This window comes from Roseateles sp., assembly GCF_031397715.1.
Taxonomy (GTDB): domain Bacteria; phylum Pseudomonadota; class Gammaproteobacteria; order Burkholderiales; family Burkholderiaceae_C; genus Paucibacter_A.
Map to the genome: position 1 here is coordinate 1 of NZ_JANNMI010000438.1, position 11,089 is coordinate 11,089.

Here is an 11,089-nt window from a genome sequence, read left to right on the forward strand (position 1 = left end):
CATGCTGATCGCGCCCATGTCGTGCAGCACGTCCTCGGCGGCGATGGTCTCGCGGCGGATGCGGCTTTCGGCAAAGGCCAAATCCTCGGCGATGCTGGCGTCGAGGTGGTGGCACACCATCAGCATGTCCAGGTGCTCGTCGACCGTGTTCACCGTGTAGGGCATGGTCGGGTTGGTGGACGAGGGCAGGAAGTTCTGCTCGCCGACCACGCGCAGGATGTCCGGCGCGTGGCCGCCACCGGCGCCTTCGGTGTGGAAGGCGCACAGCGTGCGGCCCTTCGTGGCCGCGATGGTGTCTTCGACGAAGCCCGATTCGTTGAGCGTGTCGCTGTGGATCGAGACCTGCGTGTCGGTTTCTTCGGCCACCCCCAGGCAGCAATCGATGGCCGCGGGCGTGGTGCCCCAGTCCTCGTGCAGCTTCAACCCAATGGCGCCGGCCTCGATCTGCTGGCGCAAGGCCTCGGGCTGGCTGGCATTGCCCTTGCCGAGAAAACCGATGTTCATGGCCAAGCCGTCGGCCGCCTGCAGCATGCGCGCCAGGTTCGCCGGGCCGGGGGTGCAGGTGGTGGCCAGGGTGCCGGTGGCCGGGCCGGTGCCGCCGCCGAGCAGCGTGGTCACGCCGCTGGCCAGTGCGTCGTCGAACTGCTGCGGGCAGATGAAGTGGATGTGGCTGTCGATGCCGCCGGCGGTGACGATCATGCCCTCGGCGGAGATCACTTCGGTGCCGGGGCCAATGACAATGTCCACGCCCGGCTGCACGTCCGGATTGCCGGCCTTGCCGATGGCGCAGATACGCTGACCCCGCAGGCCGATATCGGCCTTGACGATGCCCCAGTGGTCGAGGATCAGCGCATTGGTGATCACGCAATCGACCGCGTCGCCGGGACCGGGGCCATTGACGCGCTGGCCCTGGCCCATGCCGTCGCGAATGGTCTTGCCGCCGCCGAACTTCACTTCTTCGCCATAGCCGCCGGCCAGCAGCGTGTAGTCCTGCTCAACCTCGATGATCAGATTGGTGTCGGCCAGCCGAACCCGGTCGCCGACGGTGGGGCCGTACATCTCGGCATAGGCTCGGGACGTGATGGTTGACATTACAGTTTTCCTTGCACAAGGCCGCGGAAGCCGATCACTTGGCGGTCACCGCCAAAGTCCACCAGTTCGACCGTGCGTTGCTGGCCCGGCTCGAAGCGCACGGCGGTGCTGGACGCGATGTTCAGCCGCATGCCGCGCGCGGCCTCGCGGTCGAAGTGCAGCGCCGCATTGGTCTCGGCAAAGTGGTAGTGCGAGCCGACCTGGATCGGCCGGTCGCCGCTGTTTTCTATCACCAGGCTGAGCGTGCGGCGGCCCGGATTGAGGGGCCGGTCGGGGCCGTCGGTGAGCAGTTCGCCGGGGATCAGCATGGCTACTTCCTCCGTGACCACCAGAGCGCGCCGCCGGCGCCGACGATCGCCAGCACCAGCAGGCCGAGCAGATCGCCGGCATGCCAATGCGTGCCGCTGAAGCCATGGCCCTCATGGGCGAGCGCAGTGCCGCTGAGTACGCTGAGAACACTGAGTAAAACGGGTGCAAGCAGGTGTCGCATAACGGTGAGTCCTTGGCTTGGGTTGGCTTGGCTTGATTCAGGCAATCGGTTGATGAATGGTCACCAGCTTGGTGCCGTCGGGGAAAGTCGCTTCGATCTGGATGTCGGGGATCATCTCGGCCACACCCTCCATCACGTCGGCGCGAGTCAGCACCAGCTTGCCCTCGCTCATCAGCGCGGCGACCGACTTGCCGTCCCGCGCGCCCTCCATGATGGCGGCGCTGATCAGTGCCACCGCCTCCGGGTAGTTGAGCTTGAGGCCACGCGCCTTGCGCCGTTCGGCCAACAGCGAGGCGGTGAACAACAGCAGCTTGTCTTTTTCTCGGGGGGTCAGTTCCATCAAAATTCCTAGTTAGCCCGAGCATCCGCTGAGCGGATGAACACGGGGGTAAGTTCCATCTCAATCCTTAGCTAGCCCGTGCATCCGCTCGCGCGAATGAACACGGGACGTCAGCGCCCTGGGAGGCTTTCGCGCTCGTTGGCTGGTTTGAACATAATGATTTAACAGGATGGTACCTAGCCTTCAATTTGTACGGTGAAGTTTTCGGAGTAAGTGTTTTCCCTCGATCTCTGCCGAGCGGGCCATGCCACCATTCATGTGCCGAATTTGGCCGAGGAGCGCAGATGACCGCCATGCTGGAAAGTTGGGAGCGACGCTGTGCCGCGTCGAGCGCCCTGCGGTTCCTCGACATCAATCTGCGCGGCATTGGCCAGGTGATGTTTCAGAACCACCCCGGCACCGGCCTGCTGTTTTTGGCCGCCATCACTTGGGGCTCGTACGCCGGCGGCATGCCGCAAGTCGCGTTCGGTGGCCTGCTCGGTCTGGTGGCGGCGACGCAGACCGCCATCGCCCTGCGCGTTGACCGCGCCGGTCTGGCCGCCGGCCTCTATGGCTATAACGGCGTGCTGGTCGGCCTGGCCTTGCCGACCTTTCTGGCGCCGTCCCTGTTGTTGTGGTGTTATGTGCTGCTGGGCGCGGCGGTGTCGGTGGTGGCGACCTTGGGCACCGCCAACGTGACCAAAACCTGGCGGGTCGCCGCCTTGACCTTTCCCTTTGTGTTGACCACTTGGTTGCTGCTCTTGGCCGCCCATGCGTTTGCAGGTCTGGACTTGGCGTCGGCGGGCGGCGACACCGAGTTCCTGGATCCGGCCGAGACCAACCCACTGGACATTGCAGCCTTCATGGCTGGTGTTTTTAAAAGTATCTCGCAGGTGTTTTTGAAGGGTGACGCGATCTCGGCCCTGCTGCTGTTGGCCGGCCTGGCGGTGAGCTCGCGCGCTGCGGCCGCATGCGCGCTCGCCGGCGCCCTGCTGGCCGTCATCACCGCCCATCTGCTGGGCGCAGAGAGCGCGCTGATCAGCGCCGGCCTGCTCGGTTTCAGCCCGGTACTGACCGCCATTGCTCTCGGCTCGGTGTTCTATCAGCCAGCTCCGCGCGTGCTTGTCTACGCGGCGCTGGCCACCGTCTTCACCGTGGTGGTGCAAGGCGCGGTCAATGTGGCCGTGGCGCCGCTGGGGATTCCGGCGCTGACTTTTCCATTTGTGCTGACGTCCTGGCTGTTCTTGCTGCCGCAACAGCATTTTTCGCCCACCACTGAGGCCGCCAGTTAGCATGCAAGCCGACCCACCCCAGCACTCCAAGCGCGCCCTGCTGGCCATCCTGTCGCTGTTCCCGCTGGCCTTGATCGGCTTCGCTTTTGCTGTCGACTCGCCGCAGCAGATCGCCAGCGGCCTGTTGCAGATCCTGACGTCGCGCGACACCTTGATCACCGACTACATCGGCCTGGGCGGCATCGGCGGCGCCTTCATCAATGCCGGGTTGTTGACGCTGATCGCGATCGGCTTTTACTACCGCTCGGGTGCTCAGATCGGTGGGTCGGCGGTAGCCGCGTTGTTCCTGGTGCTGGGCTTCGCGCTGTTCGGCAAGAGCTTGCTGAATGTCTGGTTCGTCATCGCCGGCGTCTGGCTGTTTGCGCGCTACAAGGGCGAGCCCTTCGCCAAGCACATCAACACCGCCTTCTTCGGCGCGGCGCTGGCACCGATCTTCACCGAGATCCTGTTCAGCTCGGCCCTGCCCCTGCACCTCAGCCTGCCGCTGGCGGTGACCACGTCCTTGCTGCTCGGTTTTGTGCTGGCACCGGCCGCCGCGCACCTGAGCTGCGCCCATATGGGCTACACGCTCTACAACATCGGCTTTGTGGCCGGCATCATCGGCAGCCTGATCGTGGCGGTGTACAAGTCCTACGGCTTCGTGCCCGAGCCGGTGTTCATCTGGACCAGTGGCAATAACTGGTTACTTGGCTGGATGTTCGGTGGCTTGTTTGCCGCCACGGCGCTGGGCGGCTGGCTGCTCGACCGCCAAGCCTTACACAAGCAGCTGCTGTTGTTGCGCCAAGCCGGCCAGGCACCGAGCGACTTTGTTGCGCTGTTCGGCATCGGCGCCACGCTGGTGAACATGAGCCTGACCGGCGTCATTGGCATCGCTTATGTGCTGGCGGTGGGCGGCGACTTGAACGGCCCGACGCTGGGCGCCATCCTGACCATCGTCGGCTTCTCGGCCTATGGCAAACACCCGAAGAACATCGCGCCCATCATGCTCGGCGTCTTTCTGGGCGCGATGCTGAAGGACTGGAACGCGCACGACGCCTCGCCGGTACTGGCGGCGCTGTTCGGCACGACGCTGGCGCCGATTGCCGGGCGCTTCGGCTGGCGCTGGGGCATCGTGGCCGGCTTTGTGCACTCGTCGGTGGCGCAAAGCGTCGGCCATTTGCATGGCGGCCTGGTGCTGTACAACAACGGCTTCGCGGCTGGCCTGGTGGCGGCCATTCTGGTGCCGGTCATCCTGGCCCTGCGGGCGCCGCCGGACGACCCGGCCAAGACTCCATAATTTGTTCATCTCCCATGAAAGCAGCCGCACCATGACTTCACTTCACCACATCTCCGGCCGCAGCAAACGTCTGCCGCCTCTGCGCGTCGGCGTCGGCGGCCCGGTCGGCTCGGGCAAGACCACCCTGGTCGAAATGCTCTGCAAGGCGATGCGTGATCAGTACGACCTGGTCGTCGTCACCAACGACATCTACACCAAGGAAGACCAGCGCCTGCTGACCGTCGCCGGCGCGCTGGAGGCCGAGCGCATCATGGGCGTCGAGACCGGCGGCTGCCCGCACACGGCGATCCGCGAGGACGCATCGATCAATCTCGAAGCGGTGGACCGCATGCTGGAGAAGTTTCCCGATGCCGACATCGTCTTCATCGAGTCGGGCGGCGACAACCTGGCGGCCACCTTCAGCCCCGAGCTGAGCGACCTGACGATTTACGTGATCGACGTCGCCGCCGGCGAGAAGATCCCGCGCAAAGGCGGCCCCGGCATCACCAAGAGCGATCTGTTCGTGATCAACAAGACCGACCTGGCACCCTATGTCGGCGCCGACCTCGGCGTGATGCAGGCCGACACCTTGCGCATGCGCGGCGCCCGGCCGTTTGTGATGACGAACTTGAAGACCAAGGCCGGTTTGGCGGAGGTCATCTCCTTCATCGAAACCAAGGGGCTCTTGAAGGGTTGAGGGCTCAACTATGGCTTGCTGGGAATACGGACGCAGTGAGCGCGGAGGGACGCGGAGGACGCAGAGTCGAGAGGGCCACTGACGCCGCGTCCTCTGCGCTCTCCGCGCCTTGCTCCGCGCCCTCTGCGTTCGTATTACTCAACAGCGCCAGATGCGAGGCGCGCAGGGTTCAAGTTCCCAGGCCAGCATCCGCCAGGCGGCGCGCACCTGCGTCAGCAGCGTCATCACCGGCTCGACCCGGCCGGCCAGCACGCGCACGACCACCGCCTCGGCATGGGGCGAGCTGGCGCCGGCGCTGGCGGCCAGCGGGCTGGCGTCGAGCAGGCCGCGCGCGGCGTCCAGCAGGGCCGTGCGACGGGCCTCAGTCAGGGCCGTGCCGGCGCCAAACCACAGCGTCGCCAGCACCTTGTGGCCGGCCCAGCCCAGCGGCGAGTCGAACAGCGCGCGGTCGGTGGCGTCCAGCCTGGCGCGTTCCAGCCAGACGCCCGGCAGCTCGATGCTCTGGGTGTAGTGGCCGCGCTCGAAGTCCTCAGCCGAGGCCGGCAGGCCCAGGGCCAGCACATCCCAGCCCAGCATTTCGGCGCCCGCCGCCAGCGTGAACTGCATCTGGTTTTCGGCCAGTGCGCCGCTGTGGACGATGGTTTCCAGCGGCAGCCATTCGAGCCGCGCGCCTGCGCCCAGGCGGGCGTTCAGCGATTGCAGCGCCGGCCGGCCGGCGCTGCGGTAAAAGCGCGTCGCCCCCGGCGTGGTGAGCAAGGCATGGGCGCCGGCACCCAGCTCGGCCTCGATATGCAGGCTGTCGCCGCCGACCACGCCGCCGGGCGGATGCACCAGCACGTTGTGGCAAACCGACGGCGCCTCAGGGTAAAGGCTGGCCAGCACCCGCAGCGGCCCTTCGTGGCGGCTGTGCAGCACGGTGCGGCGGCCGCCGTCATGCCAGGGCTCGCTGCGGTAGTTGAGGACGAGTCGGCCGGCCCAACCGGCGGGGTGCGCGGCTTCCGTGCTCATGCCTAAACCCGAATCTGCTCGGCCGCCATGTACTGCTGCAGATAGGCGTCAAACGGCAGCAGGTCGGCCGCTTCGATCGCTTGCTGAGCGGCCACCGAGTCACGCGCCTGGGCGGCGAACTTCTGCGCCATCGCTTCGCTATAAGGCAGGCCAAGGATCAGCTGACGGGTTTGCTCGGACTGTTGGCACATGAAGTCGACATAGCGGTTGTCGAAGTCGCTGGCCATCATGCTCAGCACGCGTGCCGACGGCGTGCTGTCGGGGTCGGCCAGCGTGCGGCGGGCGGCGGCCAGCGCCTCGGCGTGATCCTGGCTGCCTTGGGCCTCGTCCAGTAACGCGGCCATGGGCGCGCATTGATCCAGCAGCTCGGTGCCCCAGTCGCTCAGCAAACGGCTGCCACCCGGCGCTGCTGCATCCAGCAGACGCAGCCCAGGTTCGCGGCCATGCTCGGCCACCAGATGCTGGTTCTCTCCGAGTGCAGCGATCTCGGCCGCGGTGTCTGCTGGGCTGTCCGTCAGCAGGCAATGCAGCAGAAAAACATCCAGAAAACGCGCGGTCTGGGCGTTGATGCCGACCGGCATGAAGGGGTCCAGGTCCATGCAGCGCACTTCGACATATTCGACACCGCGCTCGCGCAGCGCATGCAGTGGGCGCTCGCCGGCCTTCACCACGCGTTTGGGCCTGATGGTGCCGTAGAACTCGTTTTCGATTTGCAGCAAGCTGGTGCTGAGTTGGTTGTAGTCGCCGCCGGGGTTGCGCACGCCGATCGCTTCGTAAGGGGCGTAGGGCCGGGTCAGCGCTTCCTGCAGTGAGTCGGCATAACTGCTTAGGCAGTTGTAGCTGACCGCCAACGCGGATTGCGCATCGCTTTGGTAGCCGAGGCGCCCCATGCGCAGCGAGGTTGCGTGCGGCAGGTAGAGGCTGTGGTCGCCAAAGCGCTGCAAGCGGTGCTCGCGGCCCTCGACAAAGCTGGAGCTCAAGGCCGGCGACGCGCCAAACAAGTAGAGCAGCAAAAAGGAGTGGCGGCGGAAGTTGCGGATCAGCGCGAAGTACTGCTCGCTGCTGACGCCCGGCATCGACCAGTTGTAGTGGATGCCCGAAATCGTCTGCATGCGCCGCCCGTAGCGTTGGCCCAGGCCCATGCGGTAGACGCTCTTGGAGCGGCCAACATTGGACTTGCCGTAGCGGCCGAGCGGAATCGTCTCGTCGGTCGGCAGCTCGCAGGGCATCGAGCCGACCCACAGGCGCTCGCCGTCATCTTGTCCGCATGCCAGCGACTGCATCACCTTGTAGACGCCCTGATGCACCTCGGTCAGCTCGGCCAGGCAAGCCTCGACCCCGGCATGCCCGCCATGCACGCCGGTGATCAGCTCAACCTGTGACTCGCTGTAGTCGGTGGTGATGTGGGGGTGCGTCAGCGCCGAACCCAAGGCGGCAGGGTGTGGCGTGAGTGCGAGGTGGCCGTTGGGCCGGGCGCGCAGGCTTTCTTTTTCGATGCCACGGCGGATGCCGGTCAGGTCAGCCTTGGCGATGGTTTTTGGCTGTTGTTCGTTCATCCGTAGTTCCAATTCAGCGGCATTTTGTATTTTTATCAGCCGCGCACGGTAACAGACGCGGGCTACATCTGTCTTGGGCGGGGCTCATCATTTTGTGCCACTTGCCGCCTCGGTGACAAGCAAGCCGGCGCGGCTGGGCCACACTGGTGCATCGCCGATCAACCCAGAATGGACTCAGCATGAACTTCGACTACAGCCCCAAGGTGCAAGAAATGCGGCTACGTTTGCTGGCGTTTTTCGATGCGCACATTTACCCCAACGAGCGGCGCTTCTTTGCCGAGGTCGAGGCGAATCGGCGCGCCGGCAATGCCTGGATTCCGACGCAATTGATCGAAGAGCTGAAACCGCTGGCGCGTGCGGCCGGGCTGTGGAATCTGTTCCTGCCCAAGTCGAGCCGGGCGCCCGAGGGTTTGTCTAACCTTGAATATGCGCCGATGTGCGAAATTATGGGCCGGGTGTCGTGGGCGGCCGAGGTCTTCAACTGCTCGGCGCCCGACACCGGCAATATGGAAACCATCGAGCGCTACGGCAGCGAGGCGCACAAGACCACCTGGCTGGAGCCGCTGTTGCGCGGCGAGATGCGCTCGGCTTTTTTGATGACCGAGCCCGAGGTGGCGTCCAGCGACGCCACCAATATTCAATGCCGGATCGAGCGCGACGGCGATGAGTATGTGATCAATGGGACCAAATGGTGGTCGTCCGGCGCCGGTGATCCGCGCTGCGCCGTCTATATCGTGATGGGCAAGACCAACCCCGAGGCCGGCCGCCACGTGCAGCAGGCGATGGTGCTGGTGCCGGCCAACGCGCCCGGCGTCACGGTGCTGCGGCCGCTCAACGTGTTCGGCTATGACGACGCGCCGCACGGCCATATGGAGGTGCAGCTGACGAATGTGCGGGTGCCGGCCAGCAATATCTTGCTCGGCGAGGGGCGCGGATTTGAAATTGCCCAGGGCCGCTTAGGCCCCGGCCGCATCCATCACTGCATGCGCAGCATCGGCGCGGCCGAGCGGGCACTGCAGCTGATGTGCGAGCGCGCCGTCGCACGGGTCGCGTTCGGCAAGACCCTCGCCCAGCAGACCGTCACGCAAGAGCGCATTGCCGAAGCGCGCTGCAGCATCGAGCAGGCGCGCCTGCTGACGCTGAAGGCCGCTTACATGATGGACACCGTCGGTAACAAGGGCGCCCGTGCCGAGATCGCGATGATCAAGATCGTCGCACCGAATATGGCCTTGAAGGTGATCGACTGGGCGATCCAGGTCTACGGCGGCATGGGGGTCAGCGATGACACGCCGCTGGCATTGATGTGGGCGCACCAGCGCACGCTGCGCCTGGCCGACGGCCCCGATGAAGTACACCGTAACTCGCTCGCCAAGCTGGAGCTGGCCCGCTACCGGGCGTCGCCGAGCGAAGTCCCTATGCCGGTGACCCGTGGCGGCTAAGGCCGAGGAAATACAGGGTTAACACTTCCCTCTTTAGGGGGGTTATGGTCAGCAGGGGGAGGGTGCTTTAGGCTGCGCCTCCATGCCAGAACTCAAGCCCTTGCTGACCCGCTGCCTGCTCGCAGTTGCCGCCACCATTGGCTTGGTGATGGTGCTGGTCAGTTTGTGGCTGGGGCCCGCTGTGGAGCCCGACCTGGCGACCTTGGCCTTGCTGGTTGCGGGCCTGGTCGTGGCGCTGGGCGCCTTGGCGTTGCGCCGGGCTTGGGCCGAGACTGCCCAAGCCAAGCGAACCTTGGAGGAAGCCATTGAGGCCCTGCCGGCCAGCGTTGAGATCTTTGATGAGAACGACCGTCTGGTCGCCTTCAACCGGCATTTGCTGGACATCTATCCCCATATGGAGGCGGACTTCAAGCGCGGCGCAAGCTTTGAGGAGTTGGTGCGCAAGTCGATTGCCTTGGGCGGTGTACCCGCGGCAAAAGGCTGCGAAGAGGAATGGCTGGCGCAGCGCATGGCCGCCCGCTCAGCCGCGCGCCATCACCCCAGCGAGCCCTTGTTGCAAAACCTCCATCAAGACCGCTGGGTGCGCATCCATGAGCGCCACACCCGCGCTGGCGGCGTCATCGGTGTGCGCATGGACATCAGCGATCTGATCCATGAACAACAGCGGCTGGCCGCCAGCAAGGCTCATCTGCAGGCCTTTGTGCAGACCACGCCGAATGGCGTGCTGACGCTGGACATTGACGGCCATGTGCTGGCGCTGAACCCGGCCGCCGAGGCGCTGTTCGGCTTCGAGGCGAGCGAGCTGACGGGCAGCCATATCGACTTGCTATTTGGTGTCTGGATGGGCGCTCGGTTAAGCCCACAGGCCTTGGTGGGCCGCCCGCAGGAGTTGACCGCGCGCCACCGCGATGGGCAAGAATTGACGCTGCATCTGAGCGTGGCCGAGGTCAAGACCGCCACCACCCATCGGTTCGTCTGCATCATCACCGACCTGAGCGAGCGCAAGCGCCAGGAAGTGGCGCTGCAAGAGGCCAATACGCAGCTGGCCAAACAATCGATCACCGATGGTCTGACTGGCGTGGGCAATCGACGTTACTTCGATCAGCTGCTGCAGCAGGAATGGCAGCGCAGCGCGCGCCATGGGCACTCGTTGGCCTGCATCATGGTCGACATCGACCACTTCAAGCTCTACAACGACCGCTACGGCCATGTGGCCGGCGACGAAGCCTTGATCCGGGTGGCCGAGCTCTTGCGCGCCTGCGCCGGCCGCGGTGGCGAGGCGGTGTGCCGTTATGGGGGTGAAGAGTTTGTGCTGCTGCTGGCCGACTGTGATCTGGCCGGTGCCATGGTGGTGGCGCAGCGCTGCCTGGACAGCATCCGGCTGGCCGCGATCGAGCATGACGCAGCGCCACTGCGCCGCCGGCTCAGCCTGAGCTTGGGGGTGGCTGCCTGCGTTGCCGGTGTGGGCGACCCGCAGGCGCAAGCGGTGGGCCTGGTCGCGCATGCCGATGCGGCGCTTTACGCGGCCAAGCAGGGCGGCCGGGCGCGCTTGGTTTGCAGTGAACAAGCGGCCTGATAGACCTGTTCGAACTGTCTGAAGCCACGCGGCTGGGCGTACCATCGGCCGCTCCAGCAGCAGCAGCAGCAACAACCAGCCCGCCATGTCCACCATCCTCAGCCCTGCCGATTACATCCGCAGCCACATTCGCACCGTGCCCGATTGGCCGGTTGCCGGCGTGCAGTTCCGCGACATCACGCCCTTGCTCTCGAATCCGCGCGTGTTCCGGGTCTTGATCGATCAATTCGTGCACCGCTACTTTGACCATAGGCCCAGCGCCATCGCCGGTCTGGATGCGCGCGGCTTCATCATCGGCTCGGTCTTGGCCTACGAACTGGGCGTCGGCTTCATCCCGATCCGCAAAAAAGGCAAGCTGCCGTTTA

General features: G+C 65.3%; 12 protein-coding genes. 6 read left to right on the top strand and 6 right to left on the bottom strand.

The genetic code is table 11. The annotated features are described in order from the left end of the window. The 4 genes from RMO57_RS19255 to ureA form a co-directional block, all read right to left on the bottom strand. Nucleotides 1-1,092, bottom strand: a 1,092-nt coding sequence (locus tag RMO57_RS19255; RefSeq protein WP_310389420.1) for an urease subunit alpha, incomplete at its 3' end; no start/stop codon positions are given. Then, nucleotides 1,092-1,397: an urease subunit beta gene (locus tag RMO57_RS19260; protein ID WP_310389439.1), complete on the bottom strand. Its 306-nt coding sequence runs from the start codon at nt 1,395-1,397 to the stop codon at nt 1,092-1,094. The genes RMO57_RS19255 and RMO57_RS19260, both read right to left, overlap by 1 nt. A gap of 5 nt (nt 1,398-1,402) precedes the next feature. Next, the gene (locus RMO57_RS19265; RefSeq protein WP_310389422.1) at nt 1,403-1,582 is read right to left on the bottom strand and encodes a hypothetical protein; all 180 of its coding nucleotides are present in this window, start codon (nt 1,580-1,582) and stop codon (nt 1,403-1,405) included. Nucleotides 1,583-1,619: 37 nt separating this feature from the next. Then, a complete protein-coding gene (gene ureA, locus RMO57_RS19270; protein ID WP_310389424.1) occupies nt 1,620-1,922 on the bottom strand; it encodes an urease subunit gamma in 303 nt (100 codons plus the stop codon). 284 nt (nt 1,923-2,206) lie between these two features. Here ureA and yut point away from each other — a divergent pair, with 284 nt between their 5' ends. The 3 genes from yut to ureG are packed head-to-tail and all read left to right on the top strand — an operon-like array spanning nt 2,207 to nt 5,145. Next, on the top strand, nt 2,207-3,193 hold the full coding sequence (yut, locus tag RMO57_RS19275; RefSeq protein WP_310389426.1) for an urea transporter: 987 nt from the start codon (nt 2,207-2,209) through the stop codon (nt 3,191-3,193). 1 nt (nt 3,194) lies between these two features. Further along, complete coding sequence (locus tag RMO57_RS19280) at nt 3,195-4,469, top strand: DUF1576 domain-containing protein (RefSeq protein ID WP_310389428.1); 1,275 nt, start codon at nt 3,195-3,197, stop codon at nt 4,467-4,469. A 31-nt stretch (nt 4,470-4,500) separates the two neighbouring features. Next, entirely contained in the window at nt 4,501-5,145 is a 645-nt protein-coding gene (ureG, locus tag RMO57_RS19285; protein WP_310389429.1) for an urease accessory protein UreG, read from the top strand. Between the two features lie 138 nt (nt 5,146-5,283). Here the strand turns inward: ureG and RMO57_RS19290 are convergent, their stop codons facing one another. Both RMO57_RS19290 and gshA read right to left on the bottom strand, forming a co-directional pair. Continuing rightward, nucleotides 5,284-6,153, bottom strand: a complete 870-nt coding sequence (locus RMO57_RS19290; RefSeq protein WP_310389430.1) for an urease accessory protein UreD — start codon at nt 6,151-6,153, stop codon at nt 5,284-5,286. 2 nt (nt 6,154-6,155) lie between these two features. Next, nucleotides 6,156-7,709 carry a glutamate--cysteine ligase gene (gshA, locus tag RMO57_RS19295; RefSeq protein ID WP_310389431.1) on the bottom strand — a complete coding sequence of 518 codons (1,554 nt, stop codon included), beginning with the start codon at nt 7,707-7,709 and terminating at the stop codon, nt 6,156-6,158. A 179-nt stretch (nt 7,710-7,888) separates the two neighbouring features. Between gshA and RMO57_RS19300 the strand changes: the two genes are divergently transcribed. From RMO57_RS19300 to RMO57_RS19310, 3 genes are all read left to right on the top strand, one after another. Continuing rightward, the gene (locus RMO57_RS19300) at nt 7,889-9,148 is read left to right on the top strand and encodes an acyl-CoA dehydrogenase family protein (RefSeq protein WP_310389433.1); all 1,260 of its coding nucleotides are present in this window, start codon (nt 7,889-7,891) and stop codon (nt 9,146-9,148) included. Nucleotides 9,149-9,230: 82 nt separating this feature from the next. Next, a complete protein-coding gene (locus RMO57_RS19305) occupies nt 9,231-10,724 on the top strand; it encodes a diguanylate cyclase (protein ID WP_310389436.1) in 1,494 nt (497 codons plus the stop codon). A gap of 85 nt (nt 10,725-10,809) precedes the next feature. Further along, nucleotides 10,810-11,089: purine phosphoribosyltransferase family protein (locus RMO57_RS19310; protein ID WP_310389438.1), on the top strand; the 280-nt coding region annotated here is incomplete at its 3' end.